This window comes from Spirillospora sp. NPDC048911 (assembly GCF_043198015.1).
In the GTDB taxonomy this organism is placed as follows: domain Bacteria; phylum Actinomycetota; class Actinomycetes; order Streptosporangiales; family Streptosporangiaceae; genus Spirillospora.
The window spans coordinates 100,666-125,436 of record NZ_JBICUD010000009.1 but is presented as its reverse complement, the minus strand read 5'-3'; the positions used below and the strand labels follow the sequence as shown (position 1 = coordinate 125,436).

Below are 24,771 nucleotides of genomic sequence, written 5' to 3'. Positions count from 1 at the left end.
CGGCGTGGGCGAGGGGCCTCAGTCTTCGTACGGGTCGGCCGGAGCCTGGACGGGTTTCGCCTGGGTGATGTCGATGAACGGGATGACGCCGCTGTTGATGGGGTCTCTCGTCTGCCGGCCGGTGTAGGTGCCCACGACTTCGAGCCAGGCGTCGGGCTGCAGGACGGGCGGGACCCGTCCGGCCATGCCGACCTTGATGGGCTGGGCGTCGGCCGCGCAGCAGTTGAGGGTCATGCGGGTGAGGTAGGACGCCCCGCCGCGGTCGAGGGTGACGAAGCCGGTGATTCTGACGCGCCGATCGCCGAGCGAACGTCCGTGGTCGTAGACCGCTCGGCCGGCGTAGTCGATGACGCTGAGCTGGAGGGGGTCACCGGCGGGGAGTTCGGTGAAACCCGGAGGCGATCGCAGGGCCGTGCCGGTGCGGTCGGCGCTGTAGGAGCCGAGCGCGGGAGGGGCGACCAGGATGAGCGCCATGAAGGGCAGCACCAGAAGCCAGGAGATTCGTGGCTCGTGGTGGTGATCAGGCCGGTCGTCACGGGGCTCGCGAGAGCGTCGCCATTCGTACCAGACGGTGGCGACGGCCGTGACGATCAGGGCGATGCCGGCCATGAGCAGCAGCGGGCGCAGCCCGGCCTTGACGTAACGCAGGTAGATGTCGGTGAAGCCCGCATGCAGCACCGCCACCCCGATGAGGAACAGGACGATCGCCTGCGCTTGCCGGTTCACAGCAGAACCTTCCCGGCCAGGGCCGACACCAGGACGGCCAGGATGAAGGTGGCGGGGGCGAACCGCAGCGCGAAGCCGCGGCCGAACGTGCCGGCCTGCATGGCGAACAGTTTCAGGTCGATCATCGGCCCGACGACGAGGAACGCCAGCCGGGCGGTGAGGGAGAACTCCGACAGCGACGCGGCCACGAACGCGTCGGCCTCGGAGCAGATCGACAGCAGCACCGCCAGGATCGCCAGGGTGAGGACCGACACCACCGGGTCGCCGGCCGCGGTGTGCAGCCAGCTCGCCGGCACCACGGCCCGCAGGGTGGCCGCGGCCATCGCGCCGACGGCGAGGAAACCGCCGGCGTGCATCACGTCATGCCGCACCGATCCCCAGAACGCCGCGCCCTTGCCCAGCCCGTCGAACGACGGGCGGGCCGATGGGCGCAGCCAATCGGCGCGTCCCAGCCGCTGCCACAGCCAGCCCATCACGCACGCCACCAGCAGGCTCGCCACGAACCGGGCGAGCACCATCCGCGGCTCCCCCGGGAACGCGACGGCGGTGGCGGTCAGCACGATCGGATTGATCGCCGGAGCGGACAGCAGGAACGCCAGCGCCGCCGCGGGGGTGACGCCCCGGCGCACCAGCGCCCCGGCCACCGGAACGGAGGCGCACTCACAACCAGGTAGCACCACCCCCGCCATCCCCGCCGCCGGCACCGCCAAGGCGGGCCGTCTCGGCAGCGCCTTTGCGAAGAACGAGGTCGGGACGAACACCGCGATGACCGCCGACAGCAGCACGCCGAGAACGAGGAAGGGCAGGGCCTGGACGACCACGGCGACGAACACGGTCATCCAGCTCTGCATCACCGGCGCCGACAACTCCCGGCGGATCGGCCCCTGCGCCGCGACCACCAGCAGCAGCACCATGGCCAGGCCGACGGGCGAGTCGAACCGGCGGCCCTTGGGATCGCCGCTCGCGTCGCCACCCCGGCGGCGATCGACCCGGGGCGGGCCCGCTTCAGCGGTGGTCACTCCACGACTCCTCAACCGTCAACGCGTTCAACGGGGTGTACGCACGAGGAGCCGCGCATGGATCACATGGCGGCACGACCGATCGCCTCCGGCTAGTCTCCCGTGCCTCTGGGAGCGACAAGGCCGGTCTCGTAGGCCACGACGACGGCCTGGGCCCGGTCCCGCAGGTTCAGCTTGGCGAAGATCCTGGCCACGTGGGTCTTCACGGTGGCCTCGCTGAGGTGCAGCTCTCTCGCCAGCTCGGTGTTGGACATCCCTCGTCCGAGGAGCCGCAGGACCTCGAGCTCGCGAGGGGTGAGCGCGGCGAGGTCGTGGTGGACCTCGGGGTTCGGGTCGGCGCGGGCGAAGCGTTCCACCAGCCGGCGGGTGATCGACGGGGCCAGCAGCGCGTCCCCGGTCGCGACCAGCCGCACCGAGGCGATGAGGTGCTCGGCCGTGACGTCCTTCAGCAGAAATCCGCTGGCCCCGGCGGACAGCGCCGCGTAGACGTACTTGTCCAGGTCGAACGTGGTCAGCATGAGCACCCGGCAGGACGGGTCGGCCGCCAGGATCCTGCGGGTGGCCTCCAGCCCGTCCATCTCCGGCATCCGGACGTCCATCAGCACGACGTCCGGGCCGAGCCGCCGGGCCAGCGCGACGGCCTCGGCCCCGTCCGCGGCCTCGCCGACGACCTCGATGCCGCCCCTGGTGAGGATCATCCGGAACCCGGACCGCACCAGCGTCTGGTCGTCGACGATCATCACCCGGGTCATGGCGCCGCCTGGTCTGGACTGAGGAGGGAGGAACGACCGACGAGGGAAGACCAGGCGACAAAGCGCCATGACCCACCGCGCCGAAGGCGCGGCAACGAACACGTCATGGCGCCGCCTGGTCTGGACTGAGGAGGGAGGAACGACCGACGAGGGAAGACCAGGCGACAAAGCGCCATGACCCACCGCGCCGAAGGCGCGGCGATGAACACGTCATGGGCGCTCCAGCGGGATCCGGACCCGGACCCGGTAGCCGCCGCCGAACCGGCGCCGCGCGTCCAGGTCGCCGCCGTACAGGGCGACGCGCTCGCGGAGGCCGACCAGGCCGCGGCCGTCCCGGGCCCGCGGCTGCGCACCGGACGGGGACGCGGTGTTGAGGATCTCCAGCCGCAGGTTCCGCGTGCCGTACCCGACCATGACCTCGGCCCGGGAGCCCGGGGCGTGCTTGAGCGCGTTGGTGAGCGCCTCCTGCACGACCCGGTACGCGGTGACGTCGATCCCGTTGGGCAGCGGCCTGGGCTCCCCGTGGATCGCGACGTCGACCGGGAGCCCGGCGAAGGCGATCCGGTCCACCAGCGTGCCGAGCCTGGACAGTCCGGGCTGCGGGGCCAGCGCGTCCTGGCCCTCGGCGTCGGGGGCGAGCACTCCCAGCAGATGCCTGAGCTCGGTCATCGCGTCCCGCCCGGTCTTCTCGACGGCGGCGAGCGCGTCGGCGGTCTCGCCCTCCTCCACGGCGTGGCGCGCGGCCCCGGCCTGGATGAGCATCACGCTGACGCTGTGGCTCACGATGTCGTGGAGCTCCCGCGCGACCCTGGTCCGCTCGCCTTCGACGGCGAGCCTGGCGGCCGTCTCGCGTTCCTTCTCCAGCAGCCAGGTACGTTCGCCCAGCTCCCGGTCGCGCGTCCGGCGGATCCTGGCCGCGAACCACGCCGGGGCGAGGATCGCCGCGAGGATCCAAGGGACCGTCCAGGCGGGCAGCGGCAGCGTGCCGCCCACGACGGCGAGGGACACCGAGGCGCCTGAGACCGCGAGAAGCCAGGCCAGGCGTATCAGCATCCGTCCATTCTGGCCGCAGGCGCGGGCGGAGTGCCTCCACCCAGCGGGCGACTCCCGTACATCCCGCGGATGACCGCCCGCCCGCATTACATCCGGAGCCCGATGTCCCGGCGGCGCGCGGAGAACTAGCGTCGCGGCATGGAACATCTGGTACAGCTCACAGACGTCCGCAAGGAGTACGGGGAGACGGCCGCGCTGGCCGGCGTCACCCTGGACATCGGGCAGGGCGAGGCCGTCGCGGTGATGGGGCCTTCCGGCAGCGGCAAGTCGACCCTGCTGAACATGGTGGCGGGCCTGGACCGGCCCACCTCGGGATCGATCGTCGTCCAGGGCGAGGACCTGTCCAGGCTGAACGAGGCGGCGCTGGCGAAGTTCCGCCGCCGCAGGATCGGCATGGTGTTCCAGTTCTTCTACCTGCTCGACGACCTGCCCGTCCTGGAGAACGTGCTCCTCTCCGCGCAGCTGATCGGAACCCCCCGCAAGCAGGCCCGGGCCAGGGCCATGGACCTGCTGGAGGAACTCGACATCGCCGATCGCCGCAACGCCTATCCCGCCGTGCTGAGCGGGGGTGAGCGGCAGCGGGTCGGCGTCGCCCGCGCGCTGATGAACCGTCCCGCGCTGCTGCTCGCCGACGAGCCCACCGGGGCCCTGGACCGCCGCTCCGGCGAGCAGGTGATGGATCTCCTGCAGGACCTCAACCAGATCGGCCAGACACTGCTGATGGTCACCCACGACCAGCGCCTGGCGGCCCGCTGCGCCGACCGCGTCATCGAGTTCGAGGACGGCCGCGTCACCGAGGCCGTGCGATGAGGGCGACCTGGCGGGTGGCCGCCGCGGCGGCCGGACGGCGCAAGCTCCAGACACTGATCATCGGCGTGGTCGTGCTGGTCTGCACGGCCACGGTCGTGCTCGCCACCGGCATCCTCGCGACCGTGGACAGACCGTTCGACCAGGCCTTCGACCGGGTGCGGGGAGCGCATCTGACCGTGTCGTACGACGCCGGGAAGGTCACGGCGGAGCAGCTGAGCGCCACCGCGCGCCGTCCCGGCGTCACCGCCGCGGCCGGCCCCTTCGCCACCGCGGTCCTGAACGACGCGCAGGTCAGGAGCCTGCCGCCCGGCCCGCTCACCGTGGTCGGCCGGGCCGGGCAGGACGGTCCCGTCGACCGGCTCGTCCTGACCGAGGGCCGCTGGCACGCCAGGCCCGGCGAGATCGTGATCAGGAAGGATCCCCGTGTGCACTGCCTCGGCGGCGACTGCGGCGCCGTCGGCTCCACCATCAAGGTCACGGGCGGCCTGACCCTCACCGTCGTCGGCATGGCCCGCTCGGTGACCGACACCGCGGACGCCTGGGTCGACCCGGCCCAGATCGCCGCCCTCCGGCCGGCGGGCTACCAGATGCTGTACCGGTTCGCCGACTCCTCGACCGGGGCCGCCGCCGTCACCTCGGGCCTGCCGCGGGACGCGGTGACGGGCAGCCGGTCCTACCAGGTGGCCCGGGCCGACGCGACGGACAACGCCAGGACGACGGTCCCCTTCCTGATGACCTTCGGCGTGCTCGGGCTGCTCGCCGCGATGCTGATCATCGGGAACGTGGTGAGCGGCGCGGTCGTCTCCGGCTTCCGTCACATCGGGGTGCTGAAGACCCTCGGGTTCACCCCGGCGCAGGTCACCGCGGCCTACGTCGTGATGATCGCGGCGCCCGGACTGGCCGGCTGCACGCTCGGGGTGGTCGCCGGGAACCTGCTCGCCAAGCTGATCATGACAAGCCTGGGCGAGTCGCTCGACCTGCCCGCACCCGACGGCTTCGCCCTCTGGGTGGACGTGACGGCCTTCCTCGGAGTGCTCGCCGTGGTCGCGATCACCGCCCTGGCGCCCGCCCTGCGCGCCGGCCGGCTGTCCGCCGCCCAGGCGATCAGCGCCGGGGCCGCGCCGCGCCGGGGCAGGGCCCTGCGGATCCAGCGCGTCCTGTCCAGGTCCGCGCTGCCGCGCCCGGTCAGCCTCGGCCTGGGCCTGCCGTTCGCGCGGCCCGGCCGGAGCGCGCTCACCCTGGCCGGGATCGCGTTCGGGGTCGCGGCGGTGACCTTCGCCTGCGGCCTGCTGTGGACGCTTCACGCCTACCAACTGGGTGAAGGCCGGGCGGACGTCATGTCGGTGGGCGTCAACACCACTCCGGAAGACGGACCCATCCCCCCCGGCGAAAGGGAGCCCGCGCTCACCGGTGATCGGGCCTTGGCCGCGATCAAGGCGCTCCCGGGCACCGGGAAGGTGGTCTCCGGCTCGCTCGTGGCCGTGCGGATGGCCGGCGTCAGCGGCCCCACGAACCTCAAGGCCTACCAGGACGGCCTGTCCCGGCACGGCTACGACCTGGTCAGCGGCCGATGGCTACGCGGGGGCGACGAGGCCGTGGTGCCCAGCGCGTTCCTCAGCAAGTCGGGAAAAAAGATCGGCGACACCGTGACGGCCGAGTCCGGCGACCGCAAGGCGACGCTGCGGATCGTCGGCGAGGCGGTCGGCGAGGACGATCAGATCATCACCGGCTGGGGAACGCTGGCGACACTCGAACCCGGCCTCCGGGTGAGCTACTTCGAGATCAAGGTGCGGGACGTGGATCTCGGCACCTACGTCGACGGTCTGACGCGGGCGCTCGGCGGCCGGCTCGCCATCGAGTCCGGCGACCAGGGCATCCCGCTGGTCGTGACGGGGCTCATCGCCCTGCTCACCGCCGGCCTGACGATCGTCGCGGCCCTGGGCGTCTTCAACACCGTGGTGCTCAACACCCGCGACCGCATCCGCGACTTCGGCATCATCAAGTCCCTGGGCTCGACCCCCAAGCAGATCGTGGCCATGGTGGTCACCTCGATGGTGGCCCTGGGCCTGCTCGGCGGCCTGATCGGCCTCCCCCTGGGCTGGCTGGCCCACCGCATCGTCATGCCGATCACCGCCGGAGGCGCGGGCGTCCACCTCCCCGACGCCTACCTCCAGGTATACGGCCCGCTCGCAACAGCGGTCCTGATCTCAGCCGGCGCGGCCATCGGCGCCTTCGGCGCCATGATCCCCGCAGGCTGGGCCGGCAGCCTCAAAACCGCCACCGCCCTCCGCAGCGAATGAGAGGTCAGGTGCTTCTCTCGTCGTATTTCTCGCGCGCTCTGTCCACCTCGGGCATGTGCGTTTCGGCCCACTCCTTGAGGTGGCGGATGGTGTCGAGCAGGGACAGGCCCAGCGGCGTGAGTTCGTAGTCGACGCGGACGGGGACCGATGGGGTGACCGTGCGGGTCAGCAGTCCGTCTCGTTCGAGGCCCCGCAACGTCTGGGTCAGCATCTTCTGGCTCACCCCGTCGATCCGCGCGGCGAGCTCGGAGTAGCGCATCGGACCCTCCAGGCCCAGCGCCACGACCACGAGGCTCACCCACTTGTTGCCGATCGTGTCGAGCAGCCGCCTGCTGGGGCAGGAGACGGCGAACGCGTCGAACCGCGCCGACCCGGTCACGTCCATGGCATACCTCGGGGTGCCGTCGCCACTTCAAAGTGCCTACTTCCGAAAGGAGAGTAAGTCACCGATGGTGGTGCAGTCCACATATCAGAAGGAATGCCATGCCGCTCGCGCTCGTATCCAAGGCCGACAATTCCGCTGTCACCCTCGAAGAGGTGGCGCCGCCCCCGCTGGGGCCCGGCGACCTCCGCGTCCGGGTGACGGCCGCCTCAGTCGATCTCATCGACACCCTCGTCGCCGGCGGACCGGCTCGGGCGATCTTCGGGCTCACCGGCACGGTCGGTCTCGGCCTGTCCCTCACCGGTGTGGTCGCTGAGGTCGGCGGCGCCCAGGTCACCGGCTTCTCGGTCGGGGACCCGGTCGCCGCCCTGCATGGCGACCTCACGGCACCGGTCCGCGCGCATGCCGAGGAGACCGTCGTGCCGGCTGCGGCCGCCGCGCTGCTGCCCCGCGGTCTCGACCCGGTCGACGCGGCGTCCCTCCCGCTCAACGCCTTGACCGCGGCACAGCTGCTGGACCGGCTCGGCCCGGCCGACGGGCGCACCCTGCTGGTCACCGGAGCCGCCGGCGCCGTCGGCGGCTACGCCGTCGCGCTGGCCGCCCACGCCGGCTGGAACGTGACCGGACTGGCACGCGAGTCCGACCGCGACTTCGTGCTGAGAGCCGGGGCTCGTGAGCTCGTCACGAAGCTGCCCGGACCGTCGTTCGACGCCGTCGTCGACGGAGCCGTGCTGCACGCGGCCGCCCTGGTCTCCATCCGCGACGGCGGCGCGTTCGCTGGAGTACCCGCGGAGTTTCCCGCCACGCCGGAGCGGGGCATCGAGATCGGCATCGTGAGTGTCGAGCCCGACGGTGCCAGGCTCGCCGAGTTGCTCGGCCTCGCCGCCTCCGGCGTCCTGGAGCTACGGGTGGCCGGCCGGGTACCGCTGACCGAGGCCGCGACGGCCTACGGCAAGGTCGCCGGCGGCGGCCAGCGCGGCCGGTGGCTGCTGGTGCCGTGAGCGGGTCAGGTACGGACGAGGAACCACGGGAGGCCCACGTAGTCGGCCCAGTGGGGGCCGTGCGGGAGTTCGCGGCGGGGACGGCCGTCGGGGCGGATGATCGAGCCCACGATGGTGGCGGGGGTGTTCGAGGCCAGGACGCGGCCCGTCGAGTTGATCAGGAGGGTGGCCGGGCCCTCGGTGTTGAGGAGGGGGAGCATCAGGCGTTCGAAGTCGGTCGCGCGGATGTCGGCCGCCGCGACGCCGAAGAAGCCCTCGTCGCACGTGATCGGGGCGGAGAACGTGAGGATGTACTCGTCGGTGCCCGCGTAGTCGACGTACGGGCCGACGACGGCGCGGCGGCCGGTGCGGTAGGGGACGTCGAACCATGGCGCCAGCGGGTACTCGTAGCTGCCGATGCTGTCCGGGTCGAGGTCGACCGCGAGGGGGCACAGGTCGCCGGCCGTGGTGGGCCGGCGCCACCATTCGAGCCATCTCGGCTGGTCGGCCAGCGTTCCGGGCGCCGCGATCACGCCGGTGCCCGCGCACAGGCGCCGGCTCGCCAGGTGCTCGAGCACCGTGGGGCGGATGGACGCCAGGTCCGAGGTGGTCGGGGCGCGGCCCTCGGTCACGGCCCGGCGGTGGACGTCGACGATCAGTGACCGGAGCGTGTCCAGGCCGTCGAACGTCTCCCGGACCAGGGCTTCCACCGGGGCATACGTGATCGCTTCCATGGCTGCTCCACGGTCGACGTCGGGCCTCACCGAACACCTTAAGCGTGGATGGCCCGTTCTTCCGGGCGAGGAGGAGACGCGGCGCGATGCTGCATGGTGGTCTCAGGGTTTTGTCGGTGGTGGCCGGGCTGGAGCACAAGGCACCTGGGCGGGTGGTCAAGGTACGGGCGGCGTACACGAGTCAGACGTGTTCGCGGTGTGGGGCCGGGGATCGGAGGGCGCGTGAGAGCCAAGCGGTCTTCCGGTGCCGGTCCTGCACTTTCAGCGGGCACGCTGATGTGAACGCCGCGATCAACATCCGCACGCTCGCGTGCGGAACGGCCGCCGGACGGGCGGTCGCTGCGCGGGGACGCCCCGGATCGCCGGGACGAACGAACCGCGAACCTCAACCTGCCCTCCTCTGCTGAGAGACGCGGGTTGGAATCCCCCTCGTCCACGAGGGGGAGGACGTCAATCTAATGCACCAGCTGCAGGTGGAACTCGATCAGCCTGGAGACGGCCAGTTCCACGTGCTCCTCGACCAGCAGGCGCGCGCGCCGGCCGTCCCTCGCCTCGATCGCGGCGACGACGGCCCGGTGCTGGGCCACCCGCTCGTCGCGCTCGACGGCCTCGCCCAGCGGGATCCACAGCAGCTCGCCCACCTCGCCCTGCAGGTCGATCGACTGGCGGGTCAGGCGGGTGGACTGGGCGGCGGCGGCGAGCTCGATGTGGAAGCGGCCGTCGGCGCGACGCCGTTCGCCCGCCGTCCCCGCGGTGGCCAGCTGGTCGACCAGCCCGGCGAGGACGGCGATCTGGTCGGCGGACGCGCGCGAGGCGGCCAGCTGGGCGGCGGTGGCGGACACCGCCAGCAGGTGGTCGCCGATCTCGCGCAGCTCGTGGACGCCGGTCTCCCGCAGCGTGGTGCGGAGGCGGGACACCGACGCGTCGACGGGCGCGCGGACGAACGAGCCGCCGCCGCGCCCGCGCCGTGTCTCGACCAGGCCGCGCTGGCGGAGCAGCATCAGCGCTTCGCGGAGGGTCACGGTCGAGACGTTCAGGGCGGCGGCCAGCTCCACCTCGCTCGGCAGCTGCTCGCCGTCGGCGATCAGGCCCAGGCCGATGGCCTCGCTGATCCGCCGGGCGACGACCTCCACCCGGCCGCCGTCCTGCAGCGGCGCGAAGACGACATGCCGAGCACCGACGTCCGTCACGCGTGTCTCCTCCTCAGGGGCTCACGCGGAGCCTAGCCCGCGGGCCGCCGGGTCTTGTCATTTGAAATATGAAGTCATAGGTTAAGTTTACCGTGACCAGGGTCACATGTGGAGGAAACACATGACGGAAACCGAGCCCCCCACCTCGGATCACGCGCCGGTGACCATGGAGTTCCTGTCCGGCTGGCGCGACGCGGCCTACAACTGCTTCTCGTCCGGCCACAAGTTCTGCCGCGAGGTCTGCCCGGTCATGCAGGTGACCCGCAACGAGTCGTGGACGCCGACCGCCTTCCACGCCAACGTCGTCGCGATGGAGCAGGGCGAGCTGACCGTCGAGGACGTGGCCGAGGACTACGTCAACTGCACCCAGTGCGGCGCCTGCGAGCTGCGCTGCCCCAACACCCTGTTCACCGGCGACTTCTACCGCTTCCGCACCCGCACCGTCGACCTCGTCAAGCAGATGCGCGCGCTGGCCGTCGACAACGACGTCCACCAGCCCGGTTACCGGAGCTGGAACGAGCGCACCGACGAGCGCTCCCACGAACCCGTGCTCGGCGAGGTCCCGGTCAGCCAGGACCGCGTCCGCGACTGGGCGGACGGCCTCGGCCTCCCGATCGGCGGGGAGACGATCCTGTTCGTCGACTGCGAGGCCGCGTTCCACCGGACCTCGGTGCCGCGCGCGGTCGCCCAGCTGCTCCAGCGCGCGGGCCACGACTTCGGCCTCATGCGCGAGCAGTGGTGCTGCGGCGGGCCCGCGGCCGAGATGGGCTACCGCGACCAGGCGCGGCGCTTCGCCGAGCACAACCTCGCCGACTGGCGCGCGAGCGGCGTCCGGCGGGTGCTGGTGCTCGACCCGCACGACTACATCACGTTCACCGAGGACTATCCGGGCTACTTCGGCGCCGGCTTCGACATCGAGATCGTGCTCGTCGTCGAGCTGCTCGCGCGGTTCCTCGACGAGGGCAGGCTGACGCCGACCGTGCCGATCGAGCGCACGATCACTTACCACGACCCGTGCCGGCTCAACAAGCGCAAGGGCGTCTGGCAGGAGCCGCGGCGGATCCTGCGCGCGATCCCCGGGCTGACCTTCCACGACGTCGACCGCGTCACCCAGTGGTCCTACTGCTCCGGCGGCGGGGGCGGGCTCCCGGTCGAGAAGCCGGAGCTCACCGCGAAGATCAGCGCCGCCCGGCTGGAGAAGGCCGCTGAGCTCGAGGTCGACACGCTCGTCTCGGCCTGCCCGTGGTCGGAGCGGCCGCTCGCCGAGGCGGGCGAGGCACGCGCCATCGACGTCGTCGACCTGCACGAGCTGCTCGCCGAGTCCTGCGGCATCGAGGTGGGCGGGAGCACGGGCCGAGCGGACGGGAGCACGGGCCGATGACCGGGCAGCAGACCGCGCAGCTGAGCGACCAGGTGCTCGGCGAGCTGGTCGACGCCCTGGGCGGCGAGTACGTGCTGACGTCCAAGACCGCGCGGATGAACCGGGCCCGCGTGCCCGCGCCGTTCCCCGTGCACCGGTGGCGCGAGCGGATCCCGGACCTGGTCGTCATGCCGGCCACCACCGCGGAGGTCGCCGAGGTGGTGCGCATCGCGAACGCGCACCGGATCCCCATCGTGCCGAGGGACGGCGGCACCGGGCTCACCGACGGGGCGGTGCCCGAGCGGCGCGGCATCGTCGTGGACGTCAAGCGGATGAACGAGATCAAGGAGATCGACCTCGACAACCGGACCTGCACGGTCGGGCCCGGCATCAACATGCTCAAGCTCAACGAGGTCCTGGCCCGGCACGGCCTGATCTACCCCGACGACCCGGCCTCCTACCCGTGCTCGCTCGTCGGCGGGCGGATCGGCACCAGCGGCTGGTCGCTCGTCGGCTCCCGGTACGGGCACACCCGGGACCTGGTGCTGAGCTTCGAGATGGTGCTCCCGACCGGGCGGGTGATCCGGGTCGGCGACGGCGGCGGGCGCAAGGTGTCCAAGAGCTCCAGCGGCTACCAGCTCAAGCACCTGTTCATGGGCCACCAGGGCACGCTGGGCATCGCGACCGAGGCGACGTTGAAGCTGTATCCCAAGCCGGAGGCGGAGTTCTCGCCGTTCTGGGCGTTCGCCGACTTCGACTCCGCCTACGCCTGCGTCGGGAAGCTCGCCCGCGCCGGGGTGGCGACGTTCGCGGGCGCCGTCCTGTTCGACGAGTGGAAGGTCGACTACCTGCGCCGCGACGACGAGGCGTACATCCCGCAGCCCGCCGACGTGCGGGCGCTCGTCTGCGCCGCCGCGTACGGCAACGAGGACGAGGTGCGCGCGGGCGGCAAGCGGCTGATGCGCGTCGCGCGCGACGCGGGCGCGCGCTACCTCGGCGACGAGATCTCCCAGGGCGACTGGGCCGCCAGGCACGACCGGTACGCGACGCCGCTGCACGGGCGGACCGTGGACGGGCAGGTCGCGCCGATGTCGTGGCACTGCGAGGACGCCGCGATCGCCTACACCGACCTGCCCGAGGTCCGGGTGCACTGGCACGGCATCATCACCCGGCTGCGCGAGCGACACCCGGTCTTCGACGACTGGGGGATGTTCTTCTACACCAGCGCGGACACCGGCGTCGACTACCTCACCGAGATCGACGTCGGCATCTGGGAGCAGGAGCTCGACGACGCCGCGTGGGCCGCGTGGGTGGAGGCCAAGCGGGACATCGCGGAGATCTCGCTGCGTTACGGCGGCTCGATCAGCGCGTGCCACGGCTCGTGCCGCGAGGGCGAGGTCGACCTCGTGCCGATGGAGCTGGACGGCGGCTACGACGTGATGCTCCAGGTGAAGAAGGCACTGGACCCCAACAACATCATGAATCCCGGCAAGTACGGGCTGCAGCGCGCCTACGAGGAAACGCCGAGCGCCTACAAGGAAACGCCATGAACGGGTACCGCTACGACGAGCAGCACACGCCGCCGCCGGCCAGGCAGGTCAGCGATGTCGCGGTGGAGCGCTTCGAGCACATCTTCGAGGTGGACCCGAGGCTCATGACCGTCCACGTCGCGCAGCAGCTCTTCCCCAACTGGGACACGCTGCGCATCGCGGCGAGCCGCGGCGACCATCTCGAGTGGATGCACCGGCACTGGGCGGCCACCGTCCTGTCCGGGCAGGAGCTGCTCGACGAGATCGAATCGGAGGACCGCCGGTGACCGGCGCCGCGGCCCGCCCGGGCCACTCCCCCAATCCCGATCCCGGCATCGACGTCAGCACCGACACCGACAGCAGGCAACTCGCCGATCTCGGCTACACCTCGGAGTTCCGGCGGGACATGAGCCTGTGGGCGAACTTCTCGCTCGGCTTCACCTACCTGTCGCCGGTCGTCGGCATCTACACGCTGTTCGCCATCTCGCTGGCCGAGGCGGGCCCGCCGATGATCTGGAGCCTCGTCATCGTCGGCCTCGGCCAGCTCCTCGTCGCGCTGGTGTTCGGCGAGATCGTGTCGCAGTACCCGATCGCGGGCGGGATCTACCCGTGGGCGCGGCGCTTGTGGGGCCAGAAGTGGGCCTGGATGACCGGGTGGGTGTACGCGGTCGCGCTGCTGGTCACTATCGCGTCGGTGGTCTACGGCGCCGGGCCCTACGTGGCCTCCCTCCTGGATCTCACGGCGTCGACGACCACGACGGTCGTCTGCGCGCTGGCCATGGTCGTGCTGGCCACGGTGATCAACCTCGGCGGCACTCGCGTCCTCGCCATCGCGGCGATGATCGGGTTCGGCACGGAGATCCTCGGCGCGCTGGTGGTCGGCGGCTGGTTGCTGATCTCCGAGCGGAAGCACGACCTCGGCGTGCTGTTCGACGGTTTCGGCTCCGCACCGGAGGGCTCCTACCTGGGCGCGTTCCTCGCGGCCGGCCTGATCGGGATCTTCCAGTACTACGGCTTCGAGGCGTGCGGGGACGTCGCCGAGGAGGTGCCGGACGCCAGCCGGCGCATCCCGAGGGCGATGCGGATGACCATCTACGTCGGCGGGGCGGCGGCGACGTTCGTGTGCCTCGCGCTGGTGCTCGCGGTGCCGGACTTCGGCGCGGTGATCTCCGGCGCGGACGCCGACCCGGTCGACGGCGTGCTCACCTCGGCGTTCGGTTCGTTCGGCGCCAAGGTGGTGCTGGTCGTCGTGCTGGTGTCGTTCCTGTCGTGCGCGCTGAGCCTCCAGGCGGCGGCGTCGCGGCTGATCTACTCCTACGCCCGCGACCGGATGCTGCCCGGCAGCGGCCTGCTCGCCCGGTTCTCCCATCGGCGGGGAGTGCCGCCGTACACGCTCGTGGTCGCGGCCGTCGTGCCCGCGGTGGTGGTCCTGGTGTCCGGGTTCTCCGCGGACGCGGTCACGAAGATCGTCTCGTTCGCGGTGCTCGGCATCTACCTCGGCTTCCAGATGGTCGTGCTGGCCGCGCTGCGCGCGCGGGTCAAGGGCTGGCGGCCCGCCGGGCCGTTCACGCTGGGGCGCTGGGGGTTCGCGGTGAACGCCGGCGCGCTGGTGTACGGGGTCGCGGCGATCGTCAACATGGTGTGGCCGCGCACCCCGGACGCGCCCTGGTACGACGACTACCTCGTGCTCCTGTCCGGCGTCGTCGTCGCGGGAGCGGGACTGCTGCTGATGACGACGTTGCGGCCGTACCGGCACAGCACGGCGGCCGCAGGCGACGCGGCGAGCACAGGCGGTGCGATGACCACGGGCGGCGCGATCTCCCGGGAGGGTGGATGAAGAAGGTACAGAACTTCGTCGGCGGGTCCTACGTGGACGCGGCCGACGGCCGCACGGCCGACCTGGTCGATCCGGCCGCGGGCACGGTGTTCGCGTCCGCGCCGGTGTCCTCCAAGGCGGACGTCGACCGGGCGCTGACCGTCGCGCGGGACGCGTTCGCCTCGTGGCGGGACGCGACGCCCGCCGAACGGCAGCAGGCGCTGCTGCGGTTCGCCGGCCGGATCGAGGAGCGCGCGGACGAGCTGCTGGCGCTGGAGTGCGAGAACACCGGCAAGCCGCTGGAGCTGACCCGGCAGGAGGAGCTGCCGATGCTGCTCGACCAGCTGCGGTTCTTCGCGGGCGCCGCGCGGGTGCTGGAGGGCAGGTCGGCGGGAGAGTACATGCGCGGGCACACCTCGTGGGTCCGGCGCGAGCCCGTCGGGGTGTGCGCGCAGGTGACGCCGTGGAACTACCCGGCGCTGATGGCGCTGTGGAAGTTCGGGCCCGCGCTCGCGGCCGGGAACACGGTGGTGCTCAAGCCGTCCGACACGACGCCGGTGTCGACGGTGTTCCTGGCGGAACTGGCCGCGGAGTTCCTCCCGCCGGGAGTGTTCAACGTGATCTGCGGTGACCGGGACACCGGAGCCGCCCTGGTGTCGCACGACATCCCGGCGATGGCGTCGATCACCGGCTCGGTACGGGCCGGGCGCGAGGTGGCCGCCGCCGCGGCCGCCGACCTGAAGCGGGTCCACCTCGAACTGGGCGGCAAGGCGCCGGTGATCGTGTTCGACGACGCCGACATCGCCGCCACCGCGGAGGCCATCGCCGGGGCGGGGTACTTCAACGCCGGCCAGGACTGCACGGCCGCGAGCCGGGTGCTGGCCGCGCCGGGCGTCCACGACGACCTCGTCGCCGCGCTCGCCGAGCAGGCCGCCGGCACGTCGACCGGTACCGACGGCGACTACGGCCCGCTGAACAACGCCGACCAGCTGGCCAGGGTCAGCGGCTTCCTCGACCGGCTGCCCGGCCACGCGTCGGTGGCCGCGGGCGGCGAACGCGTCGGCTCGCAAGGCTTCTTCTACGCCCCGACCGTGGTGTCCGGCCTGCGCCAGGACGACGAGATGGTGCAGCAGGAGGTGTTCGGGCCGGTGATCAGCGTGCAGCGGTTCACCGACGAGGCCGAGGCGCTGCGGTGGGCGAACGGCGTGGAGTACGGCCTCGCGTCGTCGGTGTGGACGCGCGACCACGGCCGGGCCATGCGGATGTCGCGGGAGCTCGACTTCGGCTGCGTGTGGATCAACACGCACATCCCGCTGGTGGCGGAGATGCCGCACGGCGGCTTCAAGCACTCCGGCTACGGCAAGGACCTGTCCATGTACGGCCTCGAGGACTACACGCGGATCAAGCACGTCATGTCCAACATCGACGTCTAGTCGCTTCGAAAGGTGCGAACCCATGCGGTACAGCTTCGTGATGTTGCCCGACTACCCGCTCGACGACACCATCGAATCCATCAAGCTCGCCGACGAGCTCGGCTTCTACGGCTGCTACGCGGCGGACGAGACGTGGCACAAGGACCTGTGGCTGCTGTTCGCCGCGGCGGCCGACAAGACGACGAACATCCGCTTCGGCCCGAGCCTGTCGGCGATCACCCTGCGCGAGCCGACCCTGATCGCCCAGGCGACGGCGACGCTCGACGAGCTGACCGGCGGACGCGCCGAGTGCGTCCTCGGCTCGGGCAACTTCGGCCTGCTGGCGCAATACGGCATCGACTGGGCGAAGACGAAGCCGCTGTCCCGCCTAAAGGAGGCGCATCACGTCGTGCGCACGGTCCTGGACGAAGGCGCGATCAGCTACGACGGCGAGTTCTTCTCCTACAACGGCCTGTTCACGTTCGCGCGGCCAGTGCAGGAACACGTCCCTGTGAAGCTGGGTGCGATGCGCGGCCCGAAATCGTTCCAGGCGGCCGGAGAGCTGACCGACGGCGTGCACCACGCGCTGAGCTACACCAAGCAGGCCTACGAGTACATGGTGGAGAACGTCCGCATCGGCGCCGAACGCGCGGGCCGTGACGCCGATTCGCTCGACCTGGGTGCCTGGATCGTCTTCGCGACGGGCCCCGACTCACGCGCCGCCAAGGACGCCGCCCGCGCGATGGTGGGCCTGTACGCGTCGTCGATGCCCGCCGAGCAGCTGGCCCGCAACGACGTGGACCCGGCCGACCTGACCGACATCATCGCCGCCGTCGGCGCGGGCCGGGTGGACCGCGCGTTCGAGCTGACCTCCCCGGAGCTGGCCGACAAGCTCTCGGTGGCGGGCACCCCGGAGGAGTGCGCCGAGAAGATCAGGACCGAGATCACGTCGACCGGCGTGAACCACCTCGTCCTGGCCATCACGGACGCGGCGCTGGTCAAGGCCTTCTCCGGGATGGAGCTCCCCGGCGTCGCCACCATGCGCGACCAGCTGCGACTGGTCCACGACGAGGTGATGCCCGCCCTCAAGAACTAGGGCGTGCCATGCGGATGCCCCGCTCGTGGAGCCAGGCCGGCTCTACCCGGATCTCAGGGTGGGTCGGTCTCGGCTGTCTCGGCTGCCTTGGCTGCGCGTTGACGCCACCACGCGGCCCCACCCCTGCGCGCTCTGTCCTCCAGCAGGTCGCCGAGGTTGAGCATGGCGTTGACGTCACCGGCATCGGCGGCGCGTCTCCACCACCGCTCGGCCTCGTCCACGATCCCGGCTCTCGCCATGGCGTTGCCGAGTCTGAGCATGGCATTGACCTGACCGGCTTCAGCGGCTCGCCGGTACCACTGCTCGGCTTCCCTGGTCCTGCCTGTCCTTTTCAGCAGGACGCCCAGGTTCACCATGGCGGAGAGGTTTCCGGCCTCAGCGGCCTGCCGCAGCCACGGCTCGGCGATTTCCAGCCGCCCTGCGATCATGGCCTCGCCGCCGAGGTTGCCCATCGCCTTGGAATCACCGGCTCCGGCGGCGCGTGTCCACCATTGTTCTGCCTCTTCGGCCCGTCCCGACTCGAGGAGCAGAACACCGAGATTGGTCATGGCCTCATGCGAACCGGAGATCTCGATGGCGCGGCGATACCGCTCCTCGGCCTCCGCAGGTCGTCCGTTCTCTTCGGCGGCCACAGCAAGGTTGTATTCCGCTGTCCCGTTCACGTCGTCGACCGAAGAGCGCCATCGGCTCCGCAAACGTCTGGCCAGTCTCCACACCTCGAACTCCCCCCGATACCGGCGGCGGTGCAGAACCTTTTCCAGCTTGCTTCACCTCTTCGACGCCCCCGAGCACAGTTCAGAGCACCCGGCCTATGACCCAAGCAGGCCAGCGCCGCCAGGTTTACCGGTGCGACCGGCTCGTGGCGGCCTGAGCGTCCGGACGGCGGCGGCCAGGGCCTGGACGCCTTCGACGATCCGCGCTTCGTTCAGGTCGGAGTAGCCGAGGATCAGGCCCTGGCGTCCCTCGCCGGCGATCCGGTACGGCGCCACGCCCGCGACCTTCACGCCCTGGCCTGCGGCGGCCGCGATGAGGTCGTCCTCCCGCAGCCCCTCGGGAAGCCACGCGACCAGGTGCAGCCCGGCGGCGATCCCCGTGGGCACGAAGCCGGGCAGGTGCTCGTCCAGCGCGCCGAGCAGCGCGTCCCGCCGGCGCCGGTAGAGCGGGCGCATCCGCCGCAGATGCCGGTCGAACTCGCCGCGCAGCAGGAAGTCGGCGAAGGCGAGCTGGTCGATCGCGGGCGACCCGCGGTCGGCCAGGACCTTCGCCTCGGCGACCGCCTCGGTGAGGTGCGGCGGCGGCGCCAGCCACCCGAGGCGCAGCCCCGGCGCGAGGGTCTTGCTCACCGAGCCCGCGTGCGCGACCACGTCGGGCGCGAGACCCTGGATCGCGCCGACCGGCGCCCGGTCGTAGCGGTATTCGGCGTCGTAGTCGTCCTCCAGGACCACCGCCCCCCGGCTCCGCGCCCACCGGACCACCGACGCGCGGGCCTCGGCGGGCAGCACCCCGCCCAGCGGCCACTGGTGGGACGGCGTCAGGACGACGAGGTCGGCCCCGCTGCGTTCCAGGGCGTCCACGCGGATACCGTCCTCGGAGACCGGCAGGCCCACGACGTCCAGGCCCCGCAGCTCGGCGAGCGGACGGATGTCGTCGTCGGCCGAGGGATCCTCCACGGCGATCCGCCGCGCGCCCCGCCGCGCCAGGACGTCGAGCATGAGGCCCACCGCCTGGCCGAACCCGCTGGTGATCACGACATGCGACGCGGACACCGAGGCTCCGCGAGCCCGGTTGAGATAGTCGGCCAGTGCCTCCCTCAACTCCGGCACGCCGTATCCGTCGAGGTAGTTGAGCCTGTCGTGCGGCGCGTGGGTCACCACCCGCTTGAGGGAGCGCAGCCATGCCGAACGCGGGAAGGCGGCCGCGTCCATGCGTCCGTACCCGAAATCGATGCGCGGCAGGGCAACGTTCACCGGCGCGCTGCGCGAAACCGACTGCCCAGGACCCGCGGCCACACGCGTGTACGAGCCGGGCGTGCTGGTGAGGTACCCCTCGGCGACCAACTGGTCGTAGGCCTCGACCACGACGCCCCGCGAGACCGCCAGCTCCGCGGCGAGCCGCCGGGACGGCGGAACGGACGTGCCGAGCGGAAGCCGCCCCGCGCGGATTCCCTCGCGCAGGGCGGCCTCGATCTGCCGATGGAGCGGAACCTGGCTGGTGCGGTCGAGCTCCACGAGCAGTTCGTGCACCACCCGGGAGTTGACCGTCGTCCTCGCCACAGCCGCAGGCTAGCGCTCATCCCATGACGAACGCCCCGACCGACACCCCGCACAGCGCCAGCCCGGCGCCGTGCGTCAGGCTCGTCCGCTCCCGCAGCATCAATGCCGCCAGGGCGACGGTGAACGCGGGGTAGAGCGAGGTGATGACCGCGGCGATCGCCAGCGCCCCCTCGCGGGCGGCGAAGAAGTAGAGGATCGTCGCCGAGGCGCCGAGGATGCCGGGCCAGACCGCCGTCCAGGTGGCCGCCTGCCGCGCCGCGCGACGGCCACTGAGCGCGAAGACGCCGAGCACCACGGCGGCGGTCACCTGCCCGGCGGCGACCGGCCACAGCCCCGCGCCGTCCCCGGCCCGGTCAAGGCAGACGAACAACACCGCGAAGCCGAGCCCGGCCAACAGCCCTTCGCCCACTCCCCCACCGGCGAGGCCGCGGCGCCCCGACTCAGACGAAACAAGCCAGATACCTGGAATCGCCAGCGCGACCCCGAGCAAAGCAGCGGCGGTGAGCCGTTGCCCGAACGCGATGTCCACCAGCACCGGAACGCCCGCCGCCCCCACGGCCGAGAGCGGCCCGGCGACGTTCATCCGTCCCCGCGACAGCCCCCGGTAAAGGGCGAGCGTCCCCACCGCTCCCCCGACACCAGCAGCGAGGCCCCACAGGGTAGCCACACCACTGGGCGCAGCCGACCCGATGACAAGCGCCGCCAGAACAGCCGCAGTCGCAGCGGCCGTCTGCCCGACCAGCCCGACGAACGCGTAGTGAGCGCGCCGCGACAGCAGCCCGCCATAGAAGTCAGAAGCGCCATAGAGCGTGGCGGCGGCCAGAGCGAGAAGCAACATCGTCTTCACCCTTCCTCGGTTCTGACAACGATCCTCGCCCCAAATCGGACGCCACAGCAGGGCCGATCCCACCCCGCAATACAGGTCCAATTCACCACCCCCGACCCGCCCCCCTGCCCGACTGCCCCTCCATCAGCAGCCCTTACTGCACGCCGAGAACACCGCCGGCAACGACAACAAGACCGTCGCCGGCGGCTGACCAGAAGGGAACGGCCTCTCTACATGTGAGCTGGATCGATCCTTCCGGTGAAGGTGAAGCCGATGTCTCGGTGCTGTTGGTCAACGCCGACGGCAAGGTCGGCAGTGACGGTCATCCGGTGATCACCGACGGCGGCCGCTGCGGCCAAGCCCAAGCGGGATCGTGTGTCATGGTTCCGGTCAGGGTCTGGGGAGTTGGCAGGTTGCGTTGGTGAGGTCGATGTCGCTGCCGCGCACCAGGCAGCGGGTCATCAGGTAGGTCTGCTGGGCGTAGTTGATGCCCTGGCGGACGGTGATGGTGCCGTTCTGGTCGACCTCGCACGGGTTGTTGAGGGTGCACCTGGCGCCGTCTTCGTTGCCGGTGTTGTTGACGCCCACGACCTGGCCGGACGCCTGGTCGACGACCGGCGAGCCGGAGGTGCCGCCGATCGTGTCGCACTCGGGGGTGTAGCGGATCGAGTCCTTCCAGGTCCAGCTCGACTCACGCAGCCGGTACGCGAAGCCGTCGATCTTGCAGTTGTAGATCCTCTTCCAGTAGCCGGACACGACGCTGATCTGCGCGGCCTCGAGCGGGCGCTCGGACGACAGGCGCAGCGCCTCGACGCCGTACTGGCTCCGCAGCTGCTGGTAGGTCGTGCTGAGCTTGTAGAGCGTGATGTCGGTGTCGGTCATGGTGCTGTACTCGATCTGGGTCGCGCGCAGCCGCGCGATGGTCTGCTGGCCCGTGCTGTTGAGCAGCGAGAACGTGCGAGTGGACCGCCGGTCGGCCACCACCTGGCCCGGCTGGGGAAAGCCGAGTTCGCTGCAGTGGCCGTTGGTGAGCACCATCGCCGGATCCGCGTCGGCCGACAGCGGGCCGCGCACCACCGAGCCGGAGCAGTTGCTCAGCGCGACGATGGCGTGGAAGTCCACCGCGGCGGCGTGCGCGCTGGGAGCGGAGACGATCGTCAGCGCGGCTCCGGCCAGTGCCGCGGCGGCGGCACCGATGAGTCGTCGGATCATGGCGGGTCCTCCTCGGGCGGGGGTGTGCGCACTGTGAGGCTAGATCGGGCGGCCCGGGCCCGATAGCCGGAGAGCTCCACAAGATGTACGCCCCCGTCCCGGCGAGGTTTGCCCACCGTCGGCGGGCCGCCCGGCCGGGCGGCCCGCGCGCGCCGGGTCAGAACTTGCCGGCGCTCACATCGGCGAGTGTCACCCGGGAGGTGTGATAGTAGGTCGTGCGGGACGGCATGTCCGAGCCGCTGCTGGTCAGGGCGACGGGATGACCTGTACGGGCGTTGATGACCAGCTTCTCGACGATCTTCCCGGCGGTGGGCCAGCTGTCCACCAGCGTCAGCGTGGGCCGTCCGGCGGTGGTGGTCTTGGTGACCTTGACGTTCGGCATCGTCGCCATGATACGGAGCACACCGGCCCGGACCTGGGGATTCTCCGGCGCCGCGATCAGCGCGTCGACGGCGTTCGTCCAGATGTGGTTGTCGGTGATCTCCTTCTGCTGCTGCGGGGTCGGCGGCTTGGGCGGGACGTACTTCTCCCCGCGCGCCTTGGCCAGGCCCTTGAGCTTTTCGATCTTCGCCCGTTCCGGATCCGGATTCGTGCCCGGGGCGAGGTTGGAGACCGCCATCCGCGCGCGAGCGGTATTGATGTCGCCCTTCACGGCGTAGAGCGCCACCGCGATGTCGCGCTTGAACATGTCGTCGCCCCCGTCCCTCCGGATGATGGCGCGCCGCAGGGCCTTCTTGTCGACCCCCCAGTAATAGGTGCCGTCGTCGGTGAACAGGCCGATGCCGTTGTCGCCCAGCCTGTCACTGGCCGGCGACTGGTTGCGGATCTCCAGCGTCGCGTCGCCCGGCGCGTTGGCCCGCAAGGGCGTGATGTCCGCGACCAGCTTGGCCAGGATCGGGTTCGCCGTTGACGGCGCCGCCTTCACGGGAGCCTTGTCCGGCGTCGATGTGGACGTGGCGACCAGCACTCCCGCTGCGGACGCGGCGACCAAGGCGGCGGCGCTGAAGGCCATGATGCGGCGCTTGCCCCACCGGGTCTGCGGCTTCGGCCGCGGTGCCGCTCGCTCGGCCATCGCCGTCCGCAGCACCGCCCTGGCGTCCTCGAAAGCGCGCGGCCGCAACGGCTCGGCTTCCTTCAGGTCCCTCAGCAGGTCCATCTCGTCAACCATCAGTTGGCCTCCTTCACCGTGTTGTGATCGGTCAGCAGCGCGAGCATCCCCGGCGCGTTCCGCAGCGCCATGCGCGCCTCGTGCAGGTGGCGGCGCGCCGTCCCCGGCGAGACGCCGATCGCCCGCCCCGCGTCGGCGACGGTCAGGTCCTCCCAGGCGACCAAGGTCAAGATCTCTCGCTGCTGCGGCTTGAGCAGCGCCAGGGCCTGCCGCAGCACCCGGTCGACGTCGACACGGTCGTCCACGGCGGCCCACGGGTCCCAGGCGGACGCCATGTCGACCACGTTCGCCCGCGGCACCTCGTCCCGCCGGGACCGCCAGTGCCGCCGCAGCGTGTTGTGCGCGACACCGAACAACCACGGGCCTGCGTCGGGAAACGAGCGGTCGTACTTCGCCCGCGACGAGAACGCCGCCACCCACACCTCGCCGAGCAGGTCCTCGGCCCGTTCCCGGCCGACCCGCCGCGCGAGGTAGGCCCCCACCGCCGCCTCGTGACGCCGGACCACCTCGACGAAGGCGTCCGCGTCGCCGTCGAGCGACCGAACGATCAACTCCGCATCCTCCGGATCAGATGTCATGACCCTCCTCGTAGCCGGATCGCCTTACATCCAGCTATTGCCATCTGATGGGTCAAAGCGTTCAGTGCAGGTCAGCGCCCTGTTCCGTGAATCCGATTCCGACGCCGCCGATTCGGCTCCACGCGCGCTCCTGCGCCGCGGTCATGGCCGGCCAGGCTACGCGGCCTGGCCGGGGCCGGATTCGTGTGTAGTACGAGGACGGACGATATCCGGGGTCGTAGAAGCACCCGCCGCCGTAAGTGCGGTCGAACGTTCTGCAGGAACCCGCGATCGAACGCGGGGTCGGCTTCCGCCCTGTACGCACCCATCTGTCGAGGGCGGCGAGGGAATTGGCGTACTCGGCGACGCTCAGCTCGTCATGCTCGGACTCTCTGGTGAAGGTTTGGACGAGACCGGCGCCGCGGAGAGTGGCGCGATAGGCGGACTCATGTTCCACGAAGACCGACGGGTCGTCGATCGCATGCAGGGTGAGCACCGGGAGGGAGACGCGACCGGTGAGGTCGCTGTCGTAGGAGAGGTCGCGGCGTGCGGTGGGGTCGGCCGAGAAGCGCGCCACACCCGCGTTGAGGGCCTTGTCGTCGTGCGATCCCGTGTACCGCACGCCCTGGTTACTGAACGGGTTACGGCCGCCGAGCCGGTTCCACACGATGTCTTGGAACAGGAACGTCGCATACTGCAGGTGCGTCGGCAGCGAGCGCTCCGGGATGGTCGTGACGGCGGTGATGTCGTCCAGGTTGCGCTGTTGCTGGGCAGTGCGGGCGGCCGGGTCGGACGCGATGCCGGTGCACTCCTGGAGGCGGGCGAGGACCTCGTCGGGGGTGATGCTGGAGTCCGCGGGCAGCCCTTGCCACAACGGGTACTGCGGCTCGGTCGGGCGAGGGAGGTTGCGGCAGAGGTACTGGTAGACCACGCGCAGATCAACGCGGTGGTCGTAGCCTCGGGAGCCACCGGCCAGCAGCCCGCTGGTCAGCAGCACTCCGTCGTAGGCACCAGGCTTTCTGCCGTAGGTCTCGGCTACCTTGGCGGCGACGTTTCCACCGAAGGACTGGCCGTGGAGGTAGGTACGGCTTGGCCTGCCGAAATGGCCGGCGAACAGGCGACGCACGTTCTCGGTGTCGGCGGCGGCCATCCTGACCCCGTAGCCGCCGCGCCGGTACGAGGAGCCGGCCCAGGCATATCCCTCCTCGACCATCACCGCCCACTCCGCCAGGTCGTGTGTGGTGGTGGACGAATCGTAGGACGCGGCAGGTCCGCCATGGGCATGGACGACGAGCGAGCGGTTCCAGCGCTTCGGGACGGCGATCGTGTAATACGCGCCGTTGGCGTCTTGGCCGGTGAAGCAGGTGGCCTTCCCGACAAGGCTGGGCGGGCAGGCGGTGGTCTGTGGTCGACCTGTGCTCGCACGGCCGGGGGCCACGCCGCCGAGCGTGCCGAGGAGGGCGGTGGCGAGCGACGCACCGACCACCACCTGACGGCGTCGGCGGGAATCGGGGAGCGATTGGGCGGTTTCGTTCAAGGACTTCACCTTTCACGGCGTGCTTGTCCGGAAGGTCTC

General features: G+C 71.1%; 24 protein-coding genes. 10 read left to right on the top strand and 14 right to left on the bottom strand.

What is annotated here, in order from left to right:
• Window positions 1-18: 18 nt before the first annotated feature.
• From ACGFNU_RS35430 to ACGFNU_RS35415, 4 genes are all read right to left on the bottom strand, one after another.
• Window positions 19-726 (bottom strand): TIGR03943 family putative permease subunit, encoded by a 708-nt coding sequence (locus ACGFNU_RS35430; RefSeq protein WP_392600909.1) that lies wholly within the window; start codon window positions 724-726, stop codon window positions 19-21.
• Entirely contained in the window at window positions 723-1,745 is a 1,023-nt protein-coding gene (locus tag ACGFNU_RS35425; protein WP_392600907.1) for a permease, read from the bottom strand. The genes ACGFNU_RS35430 and ACGFNU_RS35425 overlap by 4 nt, the downstream gene beginning before the upstream one ends.
• A gap of 92 nt (window positions 1,746-1,837) precedes the next feature.
• Window positions 1,838-2,497 (bottom strand): response regulator, encoded by a 660-nt coding sequence (locus tag ACGFNU_RS35420; RefSeq protein ID WP_392600905.1) that lies wholly within the window; start codon window positions 2,495-2,497, stop codon window positions 1,838-1,840.
• 210 nt (window positions 2,498-2,707) lie between these two features.
• Window positions 2,708-3,550 (bottom strand): sensor histidine kinase, encoded by an 843-nt coding sequence (locus ACGFNU_RS35415; RefSeq protein WP_392600903.1) that lies wholly within the window; start codon window positions 3,548-3,550, stop codon window positions 2,708-2,710.
• 138 nt (window positions 3,551-3,688) lie between these two features.
• On the opposite strand from ACGFNU_RS35415, the gene ACGFNU_RS35410 reads away from it, so the two are divergent.
• Both ACGFNU_RS35410 and ACGFNU_RS35405 read left to right on the top strand, forming a co-directional pair.
• Window positions 3,689-4,360: an ABC transporter ATP-binding protein gene (locus ACGFNU_RS35410; RefSeq protein ID WP_392600901.1), complete on the top strand. Its 672-nt coding sequence runs from the start codon at window positions 3,689-3,691 to the stop codon at window positions 4,358-4,360.
• The gene (locus ACGFNU_RS35405; protein ID WP_392600899.1) at window positions 4,357-6,660 is read left to right on the top strand and encodes an FtsX-like permease family protein; all 2,304 of its coding nucleotides are present in this window, start codon (window positions 4,357-4,359) and stop codon (window positions 6,658-6,660) included. The genes ACGFNU_RS35410 and ACGFNU_RS35405 overlap by 4 nt, the downstream gene beginning before the upstream one ends.
• Window positions 6,661-6,664: 4 nt before the next feature.
• On the opposite strand, the gene ACGFNU_RS35400 is transcribed toward ACGFNU_RS35405, so the two are convergent.
• On the bottom strand, window positions 6,665-7,045 hold the full coding sequence (locus tag ACGFNU_RS35400; protein WP_392600897.1) for a winged helix-turn-helix transcriptional regulator: 381 nt from the start codon (window positions 7,043-7,045) through the stop codon (window positions 6,665-6,667).
• A gap of 98 nt (window positions 7,046-7,143) precedes the next feature.
• Here ACGFNU_RS35400 and ACGFNU_RS35395 point away from each other — a divergent pair, with 98 nt between their 5' ends.
• Window positions 7,144-8,043, top strand: a complete 900-nt coding sequence (locus tag ACGFNU_RS35395) for a zinc-binding dehydrogenase (RefSeq protein WP_392600895.1) — start codon at window positions 7,144-7,146, stop codon at window positions 8,041-8,043.
• Window positions 8,044-8,048: 5 nt separating this feature from the next.
• Here ACGFNU_RS35395 and ACGFNU_RS35390 read toward each other — a convergent pair whose 3' ends face one another.
• Window positions 8,049-8,756, bottom strand: coding sequence for a cache domain-containing protein (locus ACGFNU_RS35390; protein WP_392600894.1), 708 nt, complete (start codon window positions 8,754-8,756; stop codon window positions 8,049-8,051).
• 86 nt (window positions 8,757-8,842) lie between these two features.
• Here ACGFNU_RS35390 and ACGFNU_RS35385 point away from each other — a divergent pair, with 86 nt between their 5' ends.
• On the top strand, window positions 8,843-9,163 hold the full coding sequence (locus ACGFNU_RS35385; RefSeq protein ID WP_392600892.1) for a zinc ribbon domain-containing protein: 321 nt from the start codon (window positions 8,843-8,845) through the stop codon (window positions 9,161-9,163).
• Window positions 9,164-9,211: 48 nt separating this feature from the next.
• On the opposite strand, the gene ACGFNU_RS35380 is transcribed toward ACGFNU_RS35385, so the two are convergent.
• Complete coding sequence (locus ACGFNU_RS35380; RefSeq protein ID WP_392600890.1) at window positions 9,212-9,946, bottom strand: FadR/GntR family transcriptional regulator; 735 nt, start codon at window positions 9,944-9,946, stop codon at window positions 9,212-9,214.
• A gap of 121 nt (window positions 9,947-10,067) precedes the next feature.
• Here ACGFNU_RS35380 and ACGFNU_RS35375 point away from each other — a divergent pair, with 121 nt between their 5' ends.
• Genes ACGFNU_RS35375 through ACGFNU_RS35350 form a run of 6 tightly spaced genes read left to right on the top strand, consistent with a single transcriptional unit; the run spans window position 10,068 to window position 17,159 of the window.
• On the top strand, window positions 10,068-11,327 hold the full coding sequence (locus tag ACGFNU_RS35375; protein ID WP_392600888.1) for a (Fe-S)-binding protein: 1,260 nt from the start codon (window positions 10,068-10,070) through the stop codon (window positions 11,325-11,327).
• A complete protein-coding gene (locus ACGFNU_RS35370) occupies window positions 11,324-12,856 on the top strand; it encodes an FAD-binding oxidoreductase (protein WP_392600886.1) in 1,533 nt (510 codons plus the stop codon). Before ACGFNU_RS35375 ends, ACGFNU_RS35370 begins: the two co-directional genes overlap by 4 nt.
• A complete protein-coding gene (locus ACGFNU_RS35365) occupies window positions 12,853-13,122 on the top strand; it encodes a hypothetical protein (RefSeq protein WP_392600884.1) in 270 nt (89 codons plus the stop codon). The genes ACGFNU_RS35370 and ACGFNU_RS35365 overlap by 4 nt, the downstream gene beginning before the upstream one ends.
• A complete protein-coding gene (locus tag ACGFNU_RS35360) occupies window positions 13,119-14,672 on the top strand; it encodes an APC family permease (protein WP_392600882.1) in 1,554 nt (517 codons plus the stop codon). The genes ACGFNU_RS35365 and ACGFNU_RS35360 overlap by 4 nt, the downstream gene beginning before the upstream one ends.
• The gene (locus ACGFNU_RS35355; protein ID WP_392600880.1) at window positions 14,669-16,084 is read left to right on the top strand and encodes an aminobutyraldehyde dehydrogenase; all 1,416 of its coding nucleotides are present in this window, start codon (window positions 14,669-14,671) and stop codon (window positions 16,082-16,084) included. Before ACGFNU_RS35360 ends, ACGFNU_RS35355 begins: the two co-directional genes overlap by 4 nt.
• Window positions 16,085-16,106: 22 nt before the next feature.
• On the top strand, window positions 16,107-17,159 hold the full coding sequence (locus ACGFNU_RS35350) for an LLM class flavin-dependent oxidoreductase (RefSeq protein WP_392600878.1): 1,053 nt from the start codon (window positions 16,107-16,109) through the stop codon (window positions 17,157-17,159).
• Between the two features lie 53 nt (window positions 17,160-17,212).
• Here ACGFNU_RS35350 and ACGFNU_RS35345 read toward each other — a convergent pair whose 3' ends face one another.
• The 7 genes from ACGFNU_RS35345 to ACGFNU_RS35315 all read right to left on the bottom strand — a co-directional run bounded on the left by ACGFNU_RS35345 (window position 17,213) and on the right by ACGFNU_RS35315 (window position 24,732).
• Window positions 17,213-17,875, bottom strand: a complete 663-nt coding sequence (locus ACGFNU_RS35345) for a tetratricopeptide repeat protein (RefSeq protein WP_392600876.1) — start codon at window positions 17,873-17,875, stop codon at window positions 17,213-17,215.
• Between the two features lie 93 nt (window positions 17,876-17,968).
• Window positions 17,969-19,432, bottom strand: coding sequence for a PLP-dependent aminotransferase family protein (locus ACGFNU_RS35340; protein WP_392600874.1), 1,464 nt, complete (start codon window positions 19,430-19,432; stop codon window positions 17,969-17,971).
• Between the two features lie 16 nt (window positions 19,433-19,448).
• On the bottom strand, window positions 19,449-20,270 hold the full coding sequence (locus ACGFNU_RS35335; RefSeq protein ID WP_392600872.1) for an EamA family transporter: 822 nt from the start codon (window positions 20,268-20,270) through the stop codon (window positions 19,449-19,451).
• A gap of 378 nt (window positions 20,271-20,648) precedes the next feature.
• A complete protein-coding gene (locus ACGFNU_RS35330) occupies window positions 20,649-21,470 on the bottom strand; it encodes a trypsin-like serine peptidase (protein ID WP_392600870.1) in 822 nt (273 codons plus the stop codon).
• A gap of 157 nt (window positions 21,471-21,627) precedes the next feature.
• Window positions 21,628-22,638, bottom strand: coding sequence for a hypothetical protein (locus ACGFNU_RS35325; RefSeq protein WP_392600868.1), 1,011 nt, complete (start codon window positions 22,636-22,638; stop codon window positions 21,628-21,630).
• On the bottom strand, window positions 22,638-23,216 hold the full coding sequence (locus tag ACGFNU_RS35320) for an RNA polymerase sigma factor (protein WP_392600866.1): 579 nt from the start codon (window positions 23,214-23,216) through the stop codon (window positions 22,638-22,640). The genes ACGFNU_RS35325 and ACGFNU_RS35320 overlap by 1 nt, the downstream gene beginning before the upstream one ends.
• Before the next feature lie 61 nt (window positions 23,217-23,277).
• Complete coding sequence (locus ACGFNU_RS35315) at window positions 23,278-24,732, bottom strand: DUF6351 family protein (RefSeq protein ID WP_392600864.1); 1,455 nt, start codon at window positions 24,730-24,732, stop codon at window positions 23,278-23,280.
• Window positions 24,733-24,771 lie beyond the last annotated feature (39 nt).